The organism is Chloracidobacterium validum (genome assembly GCF_018304825.1).
GTDB classification, from domain to species: Bacteria; Acidobacteriota; Blastocatellia; order Chloracidobacteriales; family Chloracidobacteriaceae; genus Chloracidobacterium; species Chloracidobacterium validum.
On sequence record NZ_CP072648.1, the window covers coordinates 924,556 to 945,452 of the forward strand.

Genomic DNA, 20,897 nt, shown 5'->3' on the forward strand with positions numbered 1-20,897 from the left:
ACCGGCTATGGTAAATGACTGGCGCATGGGGTTCTGAAGGATAAACCGGCCACAACTCGCAACATATGAAAACTTGGGCTGCTAGCGCAACTTGGGTGTAGCCAAACTGAGCCGCACGCGCTACCTTTCTCGGCGAGGACGTTACAACATGTCAAGTGCCGCGCTGGTGCTGTATGGTGAAGAGTACCAGCAAATCAAGACTATCATCGCCCGTTTGTGTGAAGACGCCAACGCCCGAATGGTCTTTCTGATCGATAAAAACGGTCAGAAGATCGCCGATCATGGCGACGTTGGCGCCATTGACACAACCAGCTTGGCTTCGCTTACTGCCGGGAACGTCGCCGCAACCGATGCGCTGGCGCACCTGGTCGGGGAAAAAGAATTTCCAGTGCTCTCGCATGAAGGTGAGCGTGATAATATCCACATCTCAATTGTGGCTCAGCGCGTCATTCTAGTAGTAATTTTTGACGAACGGTCGAGCTTGGGGTTGGTTCGGTTACGTGTCAAGCGAGCGGCGACGGATATGGCCGAAGTGCTAGAAGCCATCGCTCGTAAAGTAGAGGAAGAAAAAGCCCGTGGGGTCAACCTTGAGTCGCCATTTGCCGAAATCACCGAAGATGATATTGACAACCTGTTCTCTGACTGAGAAGGTGTACCCAACATACCCAAGTATTTTTTCAGGTTCTGTTCCTAGTCGTCCAAGGAGTAGCCGGCCTTGACATTCATCAACTACGCTGCCCGTGAAATCAATTGCAAGCTCGTCTATTACGGCCCTGGGCTTGGTGGAAAGACGACAAATTTGCAGTACATCTACGACACCACTTCGCCCCAGGCGAAGGGCAAACTCATCAGTCTTGCCACGGAAACGGATCGTACGTTGTTTTTCGACTTTCTGCCGCTTGAGCTGGGTACGGTGCGCGGTTTCAAAACCCGCTTCCACCTCTACACCGTGCCGGGACAGGTTTTCTACGATGCCAGCCGCAAGCTGATTCTCAAAGGCGTGGACGGTGTGGTGTTTGTCGCCGATTCCCAGGAAGAACGCATGGATGCCAACATTGAGTCCCTGTGGAACCTTGAGCAGAACCTCAAAGCCCAGGGCTATGACCTGATGAAGATTCCCTACGTTCTCCAACTCAACAAGCGCGATCTGCCAAGTGCCATGCCAGTCGAGGAGCTGAAGAAAGAGCTGATGCGCAAGGGGGAGCCGGTGTTTGAAGCGGTTGCCTACAAAGGCACGGGCGTGTTTGATACGCTCAAGGCTGTTGCCAAGCAGGTGCTGGTCGAACTCAAGAAAGGTGGCGGCTAGTTGCGCTTCATCGTGTTTGGGAGCGTGAACCATCGCGCACTTCAAGGCTTCGGTAGTCAGCCGAAGCCTTTTTAGTTTAGAGCTTTTTAGTTTAGAGTTAGTGTATTTCCAACGTTGGCGGCTTATCGGCCGACGCGCCGTTCTCAGGATAGGAGCTTCATCATCGCATGTCTGGTCTCATGCTTGCCGATAAAAAGGGTGTCGTTCTGGGTGTTGCCAACAAGCGCAGCATCGCTTGGGGTATTGCCCAAGCGGCGGCGAACGCCGGCGCAACCCTTGCCCTGAACTATCAGAATGAGCGCCTCGAAGCGAATGTTCGTGAACTTGCGGTGACCTTGCAGAACCCACTGGTTCTGCCTTGCGATGTCACCAACGACGCCGACATCGAGACTTTTTTCGCGCAAGTTCAGTCCAAGTTTGGCGCTCTGGATTTTCTGGTTCACGCCGTTGCCTATGCGCCCAAAGAAGACCTCGAAGGGCAGTTTATTGATACTTCGCGTGAGGGATTTCGCATCGCGCATGACATCAGCGCCTATTCGCTGACGGCCGTGGCGCGGGCGGCGCTGCCGCTGATGAAGGATCATGGCGGAAGCCTGGTGACGTTGACCTATCTTGGCAGCGAGCGGGCGGTGGTTGGCTACAATGTCATGGGTGTGGCCAAGGCAGCGCTTGAAGCCAGCGTGCGCTATCTCGCAGCGGATTTGGGCCCCTACGGTATTCGCGTCAATGCCATTTCAGCCGGGCCGATCAATACGCTTGCCGCGCGCGGGATTCAGGGCTTCACCAAGATGCTCAAGCACCATGCGGCCATGGCCCCGTTGCGCCGCCCCACCGAGGTGGCGGAGGTGGCCGATACGGCTCTGTTCCTCATTTCGCCCATGGGGCGCGGCGTTACCGGGGAAGTGATTCATGTGGATGGCGGTTATCACTGCATTGGTCTCGTCCCCAAAGATGAACCAGCCGAAAGTAAACTGGGCTAGCCGCGTTGATACGCCAGCAACTCAGCGCGTGGTTGGCGCGAACCCGCACGCCAATTGATGAGCGCGAACTGCCGTCCTGGGCGGCACTGCTTCCGTCCGTGCGGGACAGCTTCGAGGTCGCTGGTGTTACACCCACCGACTTTGCATGGTTTGGGCGGCGGCGTGGCGACCTGCTCAACTTTTACTGGGCGTTGCGACGAAAGCGCCTGTGGCGACATGTCACCTTCAAACAACCTAACCTAGAAGTCGGTTTCAACGGTCTGCGCTTGCACCCACGCTTTGGAACGGATGAACTCCTTGCAGATTTGCGGGCGGATGCTACCTTCACGGACCTGCGCCAGACCTATCGTGGGCGCTTCAACAGCCGTTTACACCCAGAGCGGTACAACTTTTCAGAAAATGACACGTCCCTCGCGGCGCTCCACTTCAATTTTGATGATGACGCGACCGTGGATGTGCACTTTGATTACTTCAACGCCCATGCGCCGGGAGGGTGGCCGCTGATCGCCCACGCCTTGTGGGAGTATCCGCTCAAGTTTCTAGTGGATTACTCAAACGCCGAAGACATTCGGCGTTGCTTCCAGGCGCGGGATGGACAGGACCCATGGCAAGTGACGCGAGGCGTCACGGATGAGCCTCCCCAAAAAGCGCTTGGCTACTAGACCGGCGCTTCAGTTGAAATCAAAACACTTTTACCACGTTTTTGATGCAATAGAGAAAAAACTAACGCTTTCAGGTTACACAATGATGACCATCCGAGCGCACTGGTTAATCATTTGTTTGGCTGTCTTTTTGGCGCTGGGTTCGAGCACTGGGTATGCCCAGAGCGGCTCAACGACGGGTGCCATTACGGGGCGTGTTCGGGATGCTTCGGGTGCGGTGATTGCCGGTACGGAAATTGTCTGCTTGCAAGTGGCTACCGGAACAGAGCGCGCGACGCAATCCCGTGAGGATGGCACGTATGAATTTCTCAACCTTCCGCCTGGCGATTATGAAATCCGGGCTATGGCGGCCGGTTTTGAGGATCGGCGGCAGACTGTCCGGCTCTCGTTGGGCACAACCGCCCTAGTGGTGATTACCTTGGCCACGGCGGGGACGACGGATGTGATCGAGGTCGTGGCCGATGCTCGGAATGCGGCTGAATCTGCCACGAATGTGAGAGAAACTGACATCCCAAGGCTGCCTATCAACCGGCGCGATTTCTTGCAGTTTGCGATTACCGCTGCGCGGACGGTCCCGGATAATCTCCCGGACCAGGGAGCAACCGCGACTTCTGGTCTATCTTTCAACGCCCAGTCGCCGCGACTGAATAACCTGACCATTGACGGACTGGACAACAACGATGCCACCTCTGGGAGCATCCGCTCGACGTTCTCACAGGAAGCCGTGCGCGAGTTCCAAGTCGTGTCGGATGGGTATTCCGCCGAGTTTGGACGCGCATTGGGCGGTGTCATCAATATCATCACGAAGTCTGGTGACAATACGTTTCGTGGATCGCTGTTTGGCTTCTTCCGCAACGCGGCGCTGAGCGCGCGCGAATCCCTCACGCCGAGCAAGCCGCCATTTGAGCAGTATCAATACGGTCTCACGGCTGGCGGGCCGCTGCGGCCGAATCGGGCCTTTTTTTTCGTGACGGGCGAGCGTCTCAACATCAAGCAGAATACCGTCGTCACGATTTCCGACACCGTCCGGGCGGCGGCGCTGCGGAATGGTTTTCGGTTTGACACCGGTAGTGTCCCGTTCAGTACCGGTGGTTCGACGGCACTGGTGCGCGGCGACTGGCAAATCGTTCCTGAAGACAACCTGACCGTACGTTATAACTACGGCGGACAGGTCAACACGGCGTTTGAGCCATTTGGTGGGCTGACGGCTAGTACCTTCACGGGAGAGCAACGCCTGACGGACCACAATCTGGCGGTCAACAATACGTTTGTCGGACAAAATGCGCTCGTCATCGAGAGTCGCTTTCTGTACAGCACCCGCCTGCAAGACATTGGCGCGGCTGATCCTGGCCCGCGCATTGCCATCAACGCGCCAGAGGGGCAGGTGATCTTTGGTAAATCACTGGTCTTGCCACAGTTTCGAGATACGCAGACCTATCAGTTTTTCACGGCCGTGGGGTTGGTGCGTGGTCGTCATCAAGTAAAATTTGGCGGCGATCTGCTCCGCGTGAACTCACGCCAGCGCCAACCCGCCAGCGAGGGCGGGCAGGCGAACTTTTCCAACACGAATCTGGTCGCTTTGGGCGCGCCGGCCGGATCGCCGGTGCTATCCGCGCTCCAGGCTTTTGACCCTTCGCTCCGCACGCCGGAACAACGCGCGGCACTGGCCCTGATTGGCGCGAGTTTGCCGAGTCGGTTTCCAGGCTTCCCAGCGCTCCCACTCGATATTCTGCCGCTTACCAATGACTATCGGCAGGGCTTTCTCGATCCACAGCCGACGCCGATTCCCCAAACCTCACTGAGCCTGTTTGCGCTTGACGATATTTCACTTGGTCCGAGCTTGAAGCTCAATGTGGGGTTACGCTACGATTTGACGCGGGCGCGGAGTACGCCGGAAAACAATGGACTGCTGTCGCCCCGCGTCGCGGTCGTCTGGCAGCCACTCAAGAAGCTGACGGTACGGAGCGGTTACGGACTGTTTGCGGCCAGCAATCTCACCTTTCCGATCTTCACGGTCGTGCCACCGACGCGCCGGACACTGGTCCTGCCGTTTCCCTTCAGCATTTTGCCCTTTACACAACCCAATCGGCAGCTTCCCCCATCCGGTGATTTTCCGTTTGGGATTCAGTTTGTTCCCCAGTTCGGGCTGGAGTTTCAGTTTGCCCAACGGCTGCCGGCCAGTTACACCCAACAGGCGAGCCTGGCCCTGGAGTCGCAGGTTGGCAACACGCTGTTTTCGGCTGTGTACAACTACGTCCGGGGTAACCGCATTCTCTCGCTGCGCACGATCAACCCGGTCGTCCGGCCGGGCATCGATCCCCTGGACAGTGTCATCAACGGACGCCTCGACCCACGGCGCGGCACGGTGAATGAGTATGCGGCGGCATACGACAGCTACTATCACGGTGTGACGTTTGGCGTGGAGCGGCGCGTCGGACGCTTTACCGGACGGGCCAGCTACACCTTGTCCAAGGCGATTGACAACTATGTGGATTTCCGAACGTCGCTTCAGGAGTTTGCCGAGCCGCTCGATATTAGCGGCGAACGCGCGCTTTCAATCCAGGATGCGCGCCATCGGCTAGTGCTGGCCGGCATCTGGGACATCAACTATTCAAAGAACCCGCTGCTGCGCGACTACGCGCTGTCATACATTTTGACGGCCGTTTCGGGGCGTCCCTGGAACCTGCTGGCCGGCGTAGATTTGAACCGCAACGGAGACGCCAATGACCGACCGGCCGGGCTGGGGCGGAATGCCGGCGTGACGCCCGCGTTTTATAACCTCGATGTGCGCTTTTCGCGCCGCTTCATCAACCGCGAACGGCTCAAGATCGAGGGCATCATCGAGTCGTTCAATCTTTTCAACCGGACGAATGTGCGTGAGTTTGGGCGCACCTTCCCGCCTATCAATCCGCCACTCAATACGCAGTTCAACCTCCCGCCGCGCCGGGGTGGACGTTTCATCGTTACCCCGGATCGCTACCGGCGGGCCTTTCCGCCGCGGCAGTTCCAAATTGGTTTTCGGATTACGTTCTGAAGCCAGTCTGGGACGTCGTTTTGGCATCTTCGCGCGCAATGGCAGACGCCGGCTGGCGCTCAGGCCGGGCTTGATAGCCGATTGACCAGAATCTCCAACCCGGCGCGCAACTGGGTCGGTTCGGTCAGACAGGAAATCATCAGGTGCGCCCCTTGCTCGCAACCGTAGAAATAACCCGGATGGACCAGGACACCAGCTTCGAGTAAGTCCAGGACCAGCTCTTCTTCGTCGTCCCAGCCTGCAACCTGCGGAAAAAGATAATACCCCCCGTCTGGGGGCCGGACGGTAACATTCGAGCAGCGCTGGAGTGTTTCCAGCGCCATATCAAGTGCTGCGCGGATGCGAGCCTGCATCGTTGCGACGAAAGCCGTCCCCTGGTCAAAGAGTCGCGGCAGCATGAACTGCGTCAGGCTGTTGGCACTCAGGAACGCATCGTTGAGGATTTCCAACCGTGCGCCGAACCGGGCGACCGCCGGTTCGTTGAGCGCCATCCATCCGAGCTTCAAGTCCGGTAGGGCAAATCGCTTGGAAATGCCGTTGAGGTGAAAAACAGGCAGTTCCGGGTGGAGCACCCCAAGGGGAGGCGTGGTGGCGGCACGGTAGGTAAAGGCCGCGAAGACCTCGTCGCAAATGAGGGGCAACCCCAGTTGGGTCAGTGTCGGCAGCCGTTCGGCAACGATGCTGCCGGTTGGGTTGTGGGGCGAAATCAGCAGGATGGCCCGCGTTCGCTCGTCGGCGGCTGCCAGCAGTGAGTCGGCCTGAATCGCCCAGCCGCGGGCTTCGTCCAGCGTGTACGTGCGCAGCGCGATGTGATGGGCCGCCGCGAGATGCTCAAACAGTGGGTAGGTGACATCCGGCCCAAGCACGTTATCGCCGGGTTCCGTCAACAGCGTGAACAGCAGGCTGTAGGCTTCACTGGTGCTGGCCGTGATGAAAATTTGGTTTGGCGACACGTCGAACTGCGGTGTCCGCCGCGCATAGTCGGCCACAACAGCCGTTCGCGCTGCCAGCAGCCCGCGCGGGTCGGGCGCGTAGGCTCGATTGCTCCAGTAGCCATCTGCCGCCGCGCGGAGTATGTCGGGCGGGAACAGCAGCCCCTGGGTCGTTGGATTGCTGCTTGTCAGGTCAATGTATGCGCCCGCTTGTCGGCGGGCGCGTTCAATGCGGTTGGGTGTGAGGTCAACGTCTGACAGAAAACCAGGCATGGCCGGAATGGCTGGCAGCCGCGCTTTCAGAATGGTTGCTGGCGAATGGCACGCAAGCGCGCGCAGGAGCGTTCCCGTCCGATGAGCGCGAAGACCTCAAACATGCTCGGCCCAACGCTTTGCCCAGTGAGCGCCACGCGCGCGGCGTTGATAAAAAGGCCGGCCTTGGCAGCCTTTGACTCGGCAAAGTCCCGCAGCGCCGCTTCGACGGTTTCCGCCGTCCAGTCAGTTACCTTTTCCAGCGCATCGGCCAGTTCGGGCAGCCAGTCCAGCAAACGCGCGTCCCGAAGGTTTTTCTTGACGGCCTCCGGGTCAAACTCAAACGCATCGTCAAAATAGGCTCGTCCATAGGTGGTGAAATCCACCAGCGTGCGGAAGCGTTCGCGGATGACATCTACCGTGCGGGCAAACCAGGCGTGACCGTCCCCTTCGGCAAGCTCGGCTTTCCACAGGCCGGCCGCTTCGAGCTGCGCCCGAACCATTGGCAGAAGCTGATCGAGCGGCATCGTTTTGAGATATTCCGCGTTCATCCAGAGCGCCTTTGGGTCGGTGAACTGGCGCGGATCAGGGAGTGGCTGGTCGGTCGGCACAAGGTTGAAAATACCGTTGGTGCGGCTCACTTGCGCGAAATCAAACGCGGCAATCATGGCTTCGCGGGAAAGGATTTCACGGTCGTCGCCGGGCGACCACCCGATGAGGGCAATGGCGTTGAGAAAGGCATCGGGGATGAACCCGCGCTCCTGGTAAAACTGGACCGTTGCGCCCGCGCCATGCTTTCGCTTAGAGAGCTTGGCACGTTTTCCGTCCAGAATGAGTGGCAAGTGGGCAAAGGTTGGTTCGGCGACACCTAAAGCGCGGTAAATCAGCAGTTGCTTGGGCGTATTCGCCAGGCCGTCTTGCCCGCGGATGACGTGTGTGACTCCTTCGGCAATGTCATCGGCGGCATTGCTGAGAATGTAGAGCGGCGAGCCGTCGGAGCGAAGCAGCGCAAAGTCTTCGATGTCGGCATAGCGTTTGGTCTGCTCGCCATGCACTAGGTCGTGAAAGGTAACGGCGCCGTCCGCGCGCGGGACGCGAAACCGGACGACATAGGGAACCCCATCTGCCTCTCGCCGGGCACACTCCGCCGCCGTCAACACCTGACCGCGAAAGACAAAAGCCGTTTTGGCAGCTTCGGCCGCCCGCCGCATGGCATCGAGTTCTTCCTTGGTTTCGTATGACTTGTAGGCATGTCCGCTGGCCAGCAGGCGTTCAGCCAACGCACGGTGATCGGCCAGCCGTTCGGATTGGTAGAATGGCCCTTCGTCCCAGTCGAGGCCAAGCCAGCGCAAGCCATCGAGAATCGTGGCGATGGCATCTGGCGTGGAGCGTTCGCGGTCGGTGTCCTCGATGCGCAGAATGAAGACGCCATTGTGTTTGCGGGCGAAAAGCCAGTTGAAGAGGGCTGTGCGCGCGCCGCCGATGTGCAGGTAGCCGGTCGGCGACGGCGCAAAGCGGACTCGGATGCGATTGGTCATGCGGTATGATGTGTCCTATCAAGAAGATTTGGCGGCGTAGCGTGCCAAGTCACGGCGGTTTCCCCAAAGTCTTAGCAAACTGCCTGGCGTTCGTCACGTTGGTTGCGTCAGGGCTGTCATTGGTTCCGGCAAGTTGTTTGCGTGGCCGCCGTTGCGCTGGCGTCCTGGCGACGATACCATCCCCTCGTTCGCATCATCACGCTTGAGCTACGTTCTATGGCACTTGGTATTACCGAAGACATCACTGAGCTTATTGGCAAAACCCCGCTGCTTCACTTGCGCACTGTCGTCCCGCCGGGCGCGGCAAATGTGTATGCCAAGCTCGAATACCTCAACCCCGGCGGAAGCATCAAAGACCGGGCCGCGCTCGGCCTCATTACCGACGCCGAGCGGCGCGGGCTGCTCAAACCTGGCGCGACCATCATTGAACCCACCGCCGGCAACACCGGCGTTGGGCTGGCGCTCATTGGACGGACACGCGGCTATCGAGTCATCTTGTGTGTTCCCGAAGGCTACAGCCGTGAGAAGATGCAGGTTGCTGAAGCGCTGGGCGGTACGTTGGTTTACACGCCCACTGAAGAGGCTATCCCAGGCGCGATTCGCAAGGCTTTGGAACTAGCGGAAACCATCCCTGATTCATTTGTTCCGCAGCAGTTTAGCAACCCGGCAAATCCCCACATCCACTACGTGACGACCGGCGCGGAAATCTACGAACAGCTTGGCGGCAAGGTGGATGGCTTGGCGATTGGTTGTGGCACGGCCGGGACGTTTTCCGGCGTGGCCCGCTACATTCGAGAGCGCAATCCACAAGCCGTTTGTGTCGCCGTTGAGACAGAAGGCTCAGTTCTGGGTGGCGGCCAGCCCGGCCCGCACAAGGTTGAAGGCATTGGCACCAGCTTCATTCCAGAAAACTTTCACCGCGAGTTGTGTGACGAAATTGTGGCGGTCACAGACCGCGACGCCTTTGCCATGGTGCGCCGCTTGGCGTGTGATGAGGGCGTGTTGTGTGGCGGCTCAGCCGGGGCCAATGCCTTTGCCGCCATCCAACTGGCCATCCGTCTTGGGGAAGGGAAGAATGTTGTCACCATCTTCCCGGACGGCGCCGAGCGTTACATGAGCAAGGGAATCTTCGACCCCATCCCATAGTAACTGCCGTTTCCGTATCCCGGATGGGTTTCGATGACTGTGCGCCGTGCTGACTGTCGCGCGCGGGGTCCGCTGCCTGAAGAGAGTTTTGTCGCATGGGAGCGGTTCCCATGCGATAGTGGAAGTGGGATCACGTGGGCTTGGCTTTTCCCCCGCGCCGACCGGTCATCTGTGGTCTCATCTTGCCCGGTTGACACGCATAGATGATGGACACTGCGGAAGCGCGCGCCGCGAACGTACGCGGCAATGAACATTTACAGCGTGGTGATTATGCCGCTGCCATTGCTGCCTATCAGGAAGCAATTGCGGCTGATCCGCACGCGCGGGCCTACCCACGCGAGCGTGGGATCATTCACGCCAACCTAGCCTATGCGCTGTTGCTGTCTGGGGAGCTGGATGCCGCTCGCGCCGCATATCAAACGGCCATCCAGCTTGAGCCACGTCGGGCAACCTACCATAACGAGCTTGGCGATGTACTTTTCCGCCTTGAGGATTGGTCATCTGCCCTGGCGGCCTATCACCGGGCCGCTCAAGCCGAGACCTTCATGCGGGTGTATCCCGAATCACCCGGGCTGATTCAATATAACTTGGGCGTGACCTACCAGCGGCTCGGTGACCGGGGCGCGGCGCGGCGCCACTTGGCTGAAGCGGCGCGGCGGGAGCCGCGCAACGAAACGTACCGGGCGGCGCTTGACCAGCTTGGTGACGCTGCTGAACCGGTGGCGGCGCCCATCCCGTCAGACCGCCCCACCTTTGCGGCGGTTGGTGGGTGTGCCGAGGCCAAGCAAGCCATTGCCCAGGCTGTGCGGATTGTTCTCGATACCGAGCGCGCCGCCCGATACCGAATCCGCTTGAACGGCATCTTGCTGATTGGCGCACCGGGAACGGGCAAGACGTTTCTTGCCGAGGCCACGGCCGGAGAGTTCAAGCTGCCACTGCTGCGGATCACCCTCAGCGAAGTGACCTCAAAATGGGCCGGGGAAGGCATCGAGCGCCTTCGGCAAGTGTTTGAGCAAGCGGCTCAACGCGCGCCCTGCCTGCTGTTTTTTGACGATTTTGATGGGTTAGCCGCGACGTTGCGCGACACCGAATCCAATATCGAGCACCGCCGCTTCCTGGAAGCCTTCATTCAGCATATTGAGCAAATTCGGCGACAGCCAAGGGTGGTGCTCATGGCGGCAACCTCCCAGCCGGACGCGCTGGACGCTGCCATTGTGCGTCCGGGGCGGTTTGATTGGCGGGTCACCCTTCACCCACCGGGAACGGCCGAACGGCGGGCGATGCTTGAAAGTTTATTGCAAGCCCGCCCAATTGGTGAGATCAATGTTGACCACTGGGCCACGCGCACAACCGGATACACGGCAGCCGATTTGACGCGCCTTGTCAACACAGCCGCACTCAACGCCTTTGATGCCAATCAGTTGATTGCTGACCAGCACCTTGCCGAGGCCCTGTCGCAGTTTGAAGCCAGCGAGCGTTTCGTGGGCGTGAAACGCTCTTGGCAGGACATCGTCTTGGATGAAGATGTACGGGCCGCGTTCCGGCTTATCCAGCACCTGCTAGAAGACCCCGATGCCGGTCGCGCCTTTGGGCTGATGCCACCCCGCGGAGCGATCCTTTACGGACCGCCGGGCACCGGCAAAACGACGTTGGCGCGCGTCCTTGCCTACGAAGCCCGGTGTAGCTTCTACGCCATCACGCCAAGCGACATCTACGCCAAGTGGGCAGGCGAATCGGAGCGCCGCGTCACTGAACTGTTTCAGCGCGCGCGCGCCAACCGCCCCAGCATTATTTTTTTCGATGAGGCCGATGCCTTGTTCGGTGCGCGCTCCACCGCTGCCGGAGAAGCCGCGCCACACGTCAATCGCGTGGTCAATCAGTTCCTGGCCGAAATGGACGGGCTTCGCGCCAATGAGCGGCTATTTGTTTTAGCCGCGACAAATCGTCTCGATCTCATTGACCCGGCAATGTTACGTGCTGGTCGCCTGTCAGAAAAAATCCACGTTCCCCTGCCAAACCAGGCACAGCGCTACGCGCTGCTTAAGCTCTTCACGCGCCACATGCAATTCGATGCGAACCTGTGCCTGGATGCATTGGCAGCGAAGACAGCCGGGATGTGTGGCGCGGATATCGAGGAGCTTTGCCATGCCGCCGCGCGCGCGGCGTTTCTTCGGTACTTGGATACACCGTTATCATCACGCCAGTGCTTTGTCACCGAAGCCGATTTTCATCGCGCTTTGCTCCACACCAGCGCCTGCACGGCACCCTCACCCGTATCACCAGTGACCGAACCACATCTCGACGCCGAGGCATTCGCGGCTAGATAAGGCTCGACTAAACTTCACAGGTTGCCATATTAACCGTGACCGGTGAGACGTTCCAGATTGACTTGGCATATTCCTGTATGGTTCGGTCACTAGAGAATTTCCCCATTTTCGCGGCGTTGAGGATAGACTTTCGCGTCCATTGATCCTGGTCAAGGTACGCCTGCGAAACTTGCTCCTGACATTCAATATATGAACGGTAGTCGGCCAGCACCATGTACTGGTCCCCACCTTCAAGCAGTGAAAACAGAATGGGGTGAAACAGCTCTTTATTCAGTGGGCTAAAGTATCCACCTCCGATCATGTTCAGTACTTCATTCAGCTCTGGATCGTTGTGAAAATAATCCCAAGATGAATAATGTGGCTTGAGGGCAGCTATTTCTTCAACTGTTAATCCAAAGATAAATATATTTTCGCTTCCAACTTCTTCAGCAATCTCAATATTTGCCCCGTCGAGTGTTCCAATAGTCAGTGCGCCATTGAGAGCAAATTTCATATTCCCTGTGCCGCTTGCTTCCATACCAGCCGTAGAAATTTGCTCGGAAAGTTCAGCGCCTGGCATAATTTTTTCGGCAAGGGAAACACGGTAGTTCGGAAGAAAAATTACGCGCAACCGATCTCTAGTAGATACATCATTATTGATGACATCAGCTACCGCATTGATTAACTGGATAATTAGCTTTGCTTGTCTGTACCCTGGGGCAGCTTTTCCTGAAAAAATAATAGTTCTTGGCACAACGTCAAGCTGAGGTTGGTGTCGAATCCGGTTGTAAAGGGTAATAGCATGTAGCACATTAAGGAGCTGGCGCTTGTACTCATGAATTCGCTTGACCTGACAATCAAAAATGGACGACTGGTCTATTTTAATTTTGCCTTTCCATCCTTTTTCAATAATATTGATGATGAGATTCTTACCGGCCTGCTTAATTTTTTGCCACTCTTGACGGAAGCCAGCGTCTTCGGCAAGCGGCAGGAGTTTCTCTAATTGATAGAGGTCGGTCATCCATTTGTCCCCAATAGCCTTGGTAATCAGGGAAGCCAGGTCAGGGTTACACGATGCCAACCAGCGTCGTTGCGTAATACCATTGGTTTTATTCTCAAATTTTCCAGGGAACATGGTAGCAAAATCTCTAAACAGCTCGCGTTTGATGATTTCCGTGTGGAGTGCGGCGACCCCATTAACGCGGTGCGAACCAACAATCGCTAAGTTCGCCATTCTGACAGATTTAGGTCGGATACCTGGAACTGGTTCCTCGATGATAGAGACTCTTTCGACCAATGACTCATTGTTTGGATATTTCATTCTAACTTCACGGAGAAATTTATGATTGATCTCATAAATAATTTCCAAATGACGTGGCAGCACTTTTCCTAAAAGTTCGACTGTCCACTTCTCTAAAGCTTCTGGCAAAACGGTATGATTTGTATAAGCGACAGTTGCTCTTGTCAGTTCCCAAGCCTTATCCCAAGGTAGTTCTTCAATATCGACAAAAATTCGCATGAGTTCAGCAATAGCAATCGCCGGATGGGTGTCATTAAGTTGAATGGAAACTTTGTCGGAAAATTCATCAAAAGTATTTCTTGTTTTTTTATAACGCCGAAAAATATCTTGTAGTGTTGCTGACACAAAGAAGTATTCCTGCTTTAATCTCAGTTCCTTGCCAGAGTGACGACTATCGTTTGGATAGAGAACCTTTGAAATTGTCTCAGATTCAGTTTTCATGCGTACTGCGCTGATATAGTCGCCTTCATTGAAATGATGAAAATCAAATTCTCGTGATGCTTTTGATGACCAGAGGCGGAGAGTGTTGACATTTTGTACGCCATAACCTGGGATGGGAGTATCATAAGCTAGGGCTAAAATCTTTTCTGTTTTGACCCACTTGTGAAAAATTTTCCCTTTCCCGTTTGGATACTCAACAACTTCCCCATAATAGTGGACAGGATAGATTACCTCTGGGCGTACGATCTCCCATGGGTTTCCATAACGAAGCCAGTTATCCGGCTGCTCAATTTGCTCACCATTCTTAATCTGTTGATTGAAAATACCATACTCATAGCGAATTCCATAGCCGTACCCAGGCAGTGCTAACGTTGCCATTGAGTCAAGGAAGCAAGCTGCCAGCCGTCCAAGCCCACCGTTGCCAAGCCCTGCATCTGGCTCAATCTCCTGAATTGCCTCAAGCGCATAGCCGAGTTCAGCCAGCGCCTTTTGACATTCGTCTCTAAGGTTAAGGTTAATAATGGCATTGCCTAGAGTTCGGCCCATGAGGAATTCCATTGAAAGATAGTACACTCGCTTGGCATCAGCCCGGTAATAGGCATCCTGAGTTCGCAGCCAACGTTCAATCATCCTGTCACGAATAGCATGAGCTAAAGCTAGATATTGATCGAGTTCAGTCATGCTAAAGCGATCTTTGGCCAACGTGAATTCAAGGTGGTCAAGAAAGCTGCGCTGGATAGCTTGTGCTGTAAGTCCATGATAGCTTTCATAGGCCGAGAGCTCAGTGGACGAATCAGTAAACTGCTTTGCTAATTGTGACATACTATTTCTCCTTTTCCCTAAGCGACCAAGACGAGAAATACTTTTTACTTGGTATCCGTCACCCTAACCATAGCAGGTGCTAGTGAGCCAAAAAGCGCGCGGCTGACACAAGCCACAATAATGCAGAGAATAGGGGCTGTGAACAGCGCGACTGTGCGTGGAATCATAGCTCTGTAATCAGCTATGCTACCTTCTGGAAGATTGAGTGAATCCCAGTGAAGGAAGTATGAATTATGCAGATTACCCATCAAGCTTATGAGTGTGAAAATCCAGATTAAGATTTCGGCAAACTCAGCAATGATAAATCCAACTAGTGCAGTCTCGATCCATCGAAAGTTGCCGAATGAACTTGATAAAGCTCCAAAGTAAAAAGAACTTAAAATCATTGTAACAACAATTGAAAACATAGAATTTCCGCGCGGCGTGTATGGCACACCCGATATACCAATAACAAATCTTCCAAGCGCAACTATAAAAATTACAATTAGAGGAAGTCTAACGAATTTGAATACTTTCAAGAACATGACTTTTGACATTTTTGTTTTCCTCACCAAAGTTGGTTTTTTGACGGACCCGATAGTTTTCGTAACGACACACTGACTTAAAATTGCAGAATCTACATTCTTCTAATCCACGAAACGGCGTGATTTGAAAATTTCCGTTTCTTATTCTAAATTGATATTTGAATGTATGACTAATTATTGTTTCAATTTGCGAATCCCACTCCGATTCTTCTAATAAGGATTTTTCTGAAATATTTGGCAGTAGATTTTTGTAATTAGATTTATAAAAACCATTGTTGCATCTAGGCGTTTTTGTGATCGAATAATACCCTCCTCCAATGATAGTTTCACGGGGTAAAAAAAGAGACTTTAGTGCTTTGAGGTAGATAGCGACCTGGACATCCCTTCCTTCGAGCATTTGCCTTGGTGAAAATCCACTAGATAGCTTGTAATCATAAGCTATAAAAACTCTTTTGCTGTGTGATTCATTTTCTATTTGCAAGACATCAATTCGATCAATTTGCCCGCGTAAGCGAAGTTCCTGGCCTTGTTCGTTGCTTAGCACAAGTGGATTTTTGTCTGAATGTAGGTCAGCTTCAGGCGGCCGCATTCCGAAAGCAATTTCCGTTATGTGTTCGATTGCTTGTGGGGAATTGGATAGTTCCTCGGCCACAAACTGCTTGAGTTGTCCAATGAGGACGCGCTTCTCAATCTCCCAGAGTCGAGCATTGAGTGGCGGAAGCTGACGCTCATAGTGCGCGCAGGTTTCTTTGGCAATCAGTTCAAGGCGATGTAGCTTCTCCTCAAGCGAGGCATTGTTGGCAAAAGAGACCCGGTAAAAGTCCCTAAGAATATCGTGCATGAGTCGCCCACGGTCCTGTGCCTGAAGGTCGAGCGCCGCCGCAACTCGTGGACGCAGGTTCAGCACCCGATGCGCAAAAAAACGAAATGGGCAAGCGGCATATTCATTGAGCGCCGTGGCGCTGAAGACATATTCGGGGCCAAAACGGAGCGTCAGGCTATCGCGTATGTCTTGTGCTTCAAGCCAGCCATCGAAGGGCGTCCAGTGGAAACCCTGCCGGGCTGCCTCAGCGGCGAGCCGTTGAGCGAGCGTTGGGCTACGCCACGACTTTTCTTGGAGGTACGCTTGAACCGTGTCGAGCTGCTCGGATGGCAACAGTTGATAAGGGGTGTTTTCAAGTGTCAGGAGGGCCGGCTCGGCGACGCCGCGTTGGCGGCGAGCAGCGACGGCTTCAGCGAGGCGTATCAACTCGTGGGGCGTGGTTGCTTCTAGAAGTGGTGAGCCATCGTAGCCCTTGGGAACAACCACGCGGCACGCGCCCCCAGGTCGGATTGCGGGCAAGAGGCGCATCACTTCAGACACGAATGAGGACAGGGTCAGTTCTTCGTCTTCCGCCCCGACGGTGGCGTAGGAGAGATGAAGTGCCCGCGTCGCGCGACAGGCAGCCTGATAAAAATAGTGTTCTTCCTTGGCAAGCGTGGCCGGTGAGATATCTTCGAGCGTCAGTCCATCTTCCTTGAGCCGCTCGCGCTCCGCGGCCGGGTAAATCCAGTCGCCTGGCAGGCGAATGGGAAAGCCCCCTTCGACCAGGCCGGGAAGGAAGATGACCGCGAAGTGCAACCCACGGACGGTTGTGGCTTCCAGAATCCGCACGGCGCCGAAGGTTTCTGGTTCAACCCGCAGCGTCAGTCCATCCAGCGCGCGCAGGATGTCGGATTGCAACGCGGTCAACTTCATCTGTGGTTGAAGGGAAGGATTTGGCGCTGACGCGCCAAGCACGGCCGCAATGCCGCGCGCCGCTACACTCTGAGCGTCGAGCGTCGCCGCAATGGCGCGGCGCACGGCCTGAAGTCCCCGTAAGTCCAGCGTGGCTTGAAGGAGTTGCTGCGGTTTTCCAGCCGCCGCCCGAATGTTGGCCGTGAGCTGTGACTCGAAGTCAAGCGCGGCGAGCGTGTGTTCAAGGGCATTGACCAAGGCTGGGGCCTCGCCCTGCGTTGGGATTGCCGCGATCATCTCTCCTAACTGCGTGAGGAGCGCGCTGACTTTGTCCACATCAGAACTGGTCACGGTATCTGGCCGGACGGTTGTCCCGTGCTCCTCTGCGTCCACGTCGTCGGCGTCCGCTTCCTGAACATCATCCGAAACGCTTTCATCTAATGAAACGCTTTCATCTAATGCCGTCTCGCCTGGAACTGCCAGTTGGTTATCCTTGGTTTCTCCCTTGCCTTCCGTTGTTCGCAGGTACGCCGCCAAGCGCGCGGCGCGGGCAAGCCAAGTGTCCAAGTGCAGTTGGTCTCCGACAAAAGCAACGACGTTTTCAATATCATCCGGTGGCAGATGGCTGCCGGGCAGCGCGAAGTAATCGCTTTTGATCACGTCAAGCAGCCGACTCACCGGCACGTGTGGGATGGTGTCTGGTGGGGTGTTGTCCGGCCGGTCCAGCGCCGCGGCCAAGAGTTTGAGCCAGGCGCGCACAGCCGGAATGTCAGTGATCGGCAGGCGCTCATCGAGCGTGTAGGCAATACCCTCGTCGGCGAGGATGCGCCGCAGGTGCGGCCCGTAGGTTTCTTTGTCGCGCACCACAATGGCGATGTCGGAAGGTGCCAGCCTGGCAACGCGAATGTATCGTTTGATTGTTTTGGCAATGTGCCGAAGCTCGCGTTCCAGATCAGGCGCTTCGGCCAAAAAGACGGGAGCCGGCGCGGGGCCTGGGTCAAGTGAAGTCAATGCTGAATCAATGGTTGGGTTGAAAAGCCCCCGACGCAGGGTATCGAGTCCGTCCGCCACGGGAAAACAAGCTATCGGCTGGTCGCCGGCGCGGTCGTGGAAGATGACGTCCGTGAAGCCCTCGCCCATGGTGCGTACCTTTTCGATGGTTTCCCGAACCGGCGCGAAAACCTGTGGGTTGTCGAGGTCATCATCAAAGTTGAACGTGACCTGTGGGATGCGCCCGATCAGTCGCCGCAGGATTTCACCCTGAACCGGGGTGAAGTCGAAAAACCCATCCACGATCAGCCAAGTCACGCCCTGCACCATTGGCGTCTGGCAGGTGTGTCCATCCAGTTCGCCGTCCAGGGCAGCTATGGCGCGCAAGTAATTCACATCACTATCGGTCAGACCGCCCGCTTCGAGCGCGGCGGCATAGCACTGGGCGATGCGCGCCACATCTTGCTCGTAGCCATACACCTGCTCGGCCGGGTGCGGCGCTTGCGCCCCGGTTGGATCGGGCGCCGGCAAGCTCTCCTGGTAGCGGGCAATGCGTTGTTCGACAATCCGGGCAAATTCCGCCGCGGTCTTGCCGGCCCGCGTGATTTCGCCAATGAGTTTCGTCACGGAAGCGATGCAGCCACTGGCCGTCGCCAGTGGACCAAAGGCCGGTAATGCCCCCTGCTGCGCAAGCTGGCGCATCACTTGGGCAATCAGTGGACGGCGGGCCGGATAGTCTTCCTGGCCGATGTCACGCCGGAGCAGTGCTGGTTGCCACGCGCCGGCGTCTTGGACGCGGGCCGTCCGCAGTAGTTGGTGGATAAACCCGTTGAAGAGATAGACCGGAAGCCCATCAAAGCTGCCTTGCACAGATTTCCCGTCCAGCAAGCGACGGGAAATCGCGTCCAGCATCGGGCGCGAAGCGGTCAGATAGATGACCTGCCTGGCTTTTCCCTCACCAATCAGCCGCTTGACTTCGTCCAGCAAGCGGTCGCGTTGCTGCCCAAGTATGGGTCCACGCCAGATTTCACGCTTCACGGCTACCGCCTGCTTGCCTGACATGGTTTCCCCTCTGAGCGTGCGCCGGCCACTGCCGGTTTCGGTTAGGACTGCGCAGATGCCGTCCGTTGTACAGTCAAGAATGCCAGAAACACGGCCGCGGCCAGCGCCGCGACGGAAGCTCCGGTAACGAATGGAGAAACGACAGCCACATGCTTCATGGCATAGCCGCACCAGGCCGGGGCGACGATGCGCCCAAGGCTGGCAACCGATGCGGCAACGCCGAGCACTTCACCACGTTCATCATCGGCGGCCCGATTGGTCAGCAGCGCCAGGAGCGTTGGGTTGGCCAGCGCCGTGCCAATCCCCATCCCGGCGCACAACCAGACCAGTCCCGTAACCGTACTTGCGGCGGGAGCCAGTCCGAGCGTCATGGTGAGCAAGCCAATACCGATGGCAAAAATCGTCCGCTCACCGAAGCGATGCACCAGCGGGCGAATGAAGCCACCCTGCACGATGGTCATCGTCAGACCCAGGAAGGCAAAGAGGTAGCTGTTGTCGCGTTCCTCCAATCCGAAGCGGAGATTGGTGTAAAGCGGGAGCATCATCTGGTAGCAAGAGGCGGCCACGATGAACAAAAAGTTGATGAGTAGCAACGGCCCAAGTTGTGGGTGGCGCAGCCACGCCCACAACGAAGTCAGGTTACCCGTGTGGTGATTGAGCCTCGCTCCCTGGCGCTGTTCCGGCGAGAGGCTTTCGGGAAGCACCCACCACATCACCAGCGCGTTCACGAGGGCCAGTCCGGCGGCGACGTAAAATGGCGTGGCCGCATTGCTGTAGTGGGCAATCAATCCCCCCAGTGCCGGGCCGATCGTGTAGCCCAGACCAATGGCCGCGCCGATCAGGCCGAGTCCCTGGGCCCGGCGTTCAGGCGGTGTCACATCGCTGGCGTAGCTCATCGCCAGCGCGGTGTTGCCCCCGGTGATGCCATCGAGTGCGCGGGCCAGGAACAACACACCAAGCGCAAGCGCCCCATCCGTCAGCAGGGAGGCCGCGCCGGTGGCCGCCGCCGCGACGGCCGAGCCGCCCATGCAGGCGAGCAGTAACGGCTTGCGTCCGGTGCGGTCGGACAGCCGCCCAAGGGCCGGCGCAAACAGGAGTTGGGCCACCGAATACGACGCCAGCAACCACCCGACGACAATTGCCGAACCGCCGAACGTCCGGGCGTAGGTCGGCAAAATGGGGATGACCATGCCCCACCCAATCTGATCAACCAAGGTGACGACAAAAATGAGCCACGGCGCGCGCCGTAGCCGATTGTCCATGTTCACGACCTTGCTCATGGGGGTGTTCCCTCGCCGTAGTAGTGACAGGCCGAAGTACAGGTTTCGGCAACGCTCACGCGATACAGACAAGGTAATACCGGCGCAAGCCGTTCCCAAATCCAGCGGGCGAGGATTTCGCTGGTCGGGTTTTCAAGTCCGGGAATTTCGTTGAGGTAGTAGTGGTCGAGCTGGAGACGCAGCGGTTCAAACGCTTGCTTGATCTGGTCAAAGTCCATGAGCCAGCCGAGTTCGGGATCAACCTCCCCACGCACGACGACCTCCACTCGATAGCTATGCCCATGCAGGCGTCGGCACTTGTGGCCGGGCGGCACATGAGGCAGGTGGTGGGCCGCTTCAAAGGTGAAAGTTTTCGCCAGCTCAACGCGCATCGTCACGAACCTGCCTGGATAAGAAACTCAATGTGATAGTACGCACAATCGGCATAAGGTCAACGCCCGGCTTGTGTCAAGTCCTGGTCGTCAACGGGCGTTGCTTGACTTGATCTGACTTGACACATACCGTTTAGCCCACACGCTGGTTCCTTTCTAGCTAACCTCTCGACTCGTTTTTTCACTGTGATGAGCTACGTCTAGGATGTAGGTGGTCACGCTCTTCGCCCGCAC

Annotated in this window: 14 protein-coding genes; 7 read left to right on the forward strand and 7 right to left on the reverse strand. The window is 56.7% G+C overall.

What is annotated here, in order from left to right:
• Positions 1-148 precede the first annotated feature (148 nt).
• The 5 genes from J8C06_RS03950 (at position 149) to J8C06_RS03970 (ending at position 5,982) form a co-directional block, all read left to right on the forward strand.
• Positions 149-646: a roadblock/LC7 domain-containing protein gene (locus J8C06_RS03950; RefSeq protein ID WP_211429488.1), complete on the forward strand. Its 498-nt coding sequence runs from the start codon at positions 149-151 to the stop codon at positions 644-646.
• 69 nt (positions 647-715) lie between these two features.
• Positions 716-1,306, forward strand: a complete 591-nt coding sequence (locus J8C06_RS03955) for a GTP-binding protein (protein ID WP_211429489.1) — start codon at positions 716-718, stop codon at positions 1,304-1,306.
• Positions 1,307-1,473: 167 nt separating this feature from the next.
• Positions 1,474-2,286, forward strand: a complete 813-nt coding sequence (locus J8C06_RS03960) for an enoyl-ACP reductase FabI (protein ID WP_246602078.1) — start codon at positions 1,474-1,476, stop codon at positions 2,284-2,286.
• A gap of 32 nt (positions 2,287-2,318) precedes the next feature.
• Complete coding sequence (locus J8C06_RS03965; RefSeq protein WP_211429490.1) at positions 2,319-2,948, forward strand: hypothetical protein; 630 nt, start codon at positions 2,319-2,321, stop codon at positions 2,946-2,948.
• A gap of 82 nt (positions 2,949-3,030) precedes the next feature.
• Complete coding sequence (locus J8C06_RS03970; RefSeq protein ID WP_211429491.1) at positions 3,031-5,982, forward strand: TonB-dependent receptor; 2,952 nt, start codon at positions 3,031-3,033, stop codon at positions 5,980-5,982.
• Between the two features lie 59 nt (positions 5,983-6,041).
• Here the strand turns inward: J8C06_RS03970 and J8C06_RS03975 are convergent, their stop codons facing one another.
• Together J8C06_RS03975 and gltX are read right to left on the reverse strand one after the other, a co-directional pair.
• Positions 6,042-7,187 carry a pyridoxal phosphate-dependent aminotransferase gene (locus J8C06_RS03975; RefSeq protein ID WP_211429492.1) on the reverse strand — a complete coding sequence of 382 codons (1,146 nt, stop codon included), beginning with the start codon at positions 7,185-7,187 and terminating at the stop codon, positions 6,042-6,044.
• Positions 7,188-7,213: 26 nt separating this feature from the next.
• Positions 7,214-8,704, reverse strand: a complete 1,491-nt coding sequence (gltX, locus tag J8C06_RS03980; RefSeq protein WP_211429493.1) for a glutamate--tRNA ligase — start codon at positions 8,702-8,704, stop codon at positions 7,214-7,216.
• Between the two features lie 216 nt (positions 8,705-8,920).
• Between gltX and J8C06_RS03985 the strand changes: the two genes are divergently transcribed.
• Both J8C06_RS03985 and J8C06_RS03990 read left to right on the forward strand, forming a co-directional pair.
• Positions 8,921-9,850 carry a PLP-dependent cysteine synthase family protein gene (locus J8C06_RS03985; protein WP_211429494.1) on the forward strand — a complete coding sequence of 310 codons (930 nt, stop codon included), beginning with the start codon at positions 8,921-8,923 and terminating at the stop codon, positions 9,848-9,850.
• A 203-nt stretch (positions 9,851-10,053) separates the two neighbouring features.
• Positions 10,054-12,177, forward strand: a complete 2,124-nt coding sequence (locus tag J8C06_RS03990) for an AAA family ATPase (protein ID WP_211429495.1) — start codon at positions 10,054-10,056, stop codon at positions 12,175-12,177.
• A 7-nt stretch (positions 12,178-12,184) separates the two neighbouring features.
• Here the strand turns inward: J8C06_RS03990 and J8C06_RS03995 are convergent, their stop codons facing one another.
• From J8C06_RS03995 to queD, 5 genes are read right to left on the reverse strand one after another with little or no spacing between them, the layout of a single operon-like run.
• Entirely contained in the window at positions 12,185-14,719 is a 2,535-nt protein-coding gene (locus tag J8C06_RS03995) for a glycogen/starch/alpha-glucan phosphorylase (RefSeq protein ID WP_211429496.1), read from the reverse strand.
• A 44-nt stretch (positions 14,720-14,763) separates the two neighbouring features.
• Entirely contained in the window at positions 14,764-15,255 is a 492-nt protein-coding gene (locus J8C06_RS04000; protein ID WP_211429497.1) for a hypothetical protein, read from the reverse strand.
• Positions 15,215-19,012, reverse strand: a complete 3,798-nt coding sequence (locus J8C06_RS04005) for a PD-(D/E)XK nuclease family protein (RefSeq protein WP_211429498.1) — start codon at positions 19,010-19,012, stop codon at positions 15,215-15,217. Before J8C06_RS04005 ends, J8C06_RS04000 begins: the two co-directional genes overlap by 41 nt.
• Positions 19,013-19,053: 41 nt before the next feature.
• On the reverse strand, positions 19,054-20,292 hold the full coding sequence (locus J8C06_RS04010) for an MFS transporter (RefSeq protein ID WP_211429499.1): 1,239 nt from the start codon (positions 20,290-20,292) through the stop codon (positions 19,054-19,056).
• Positions 20,289-20,663 (reverse strand): 6-carboxytetrahydropterin synthase QueD, encoded by a 375-nt coding sequence (queD, locus tag J8C06_RS04015; protein ID WP_211429500.1) that lies wholly within the window; start codon positions 20,661-20,663, stop codon positions 20,289-20,291. The genes J8C06_RS04010 and queD overlap by 4 nt, the downstream gene beginning before the upstream one ends.
• Between the last annotated feature and the right edge of the window lie 234 nt (positions 20,664-20,897).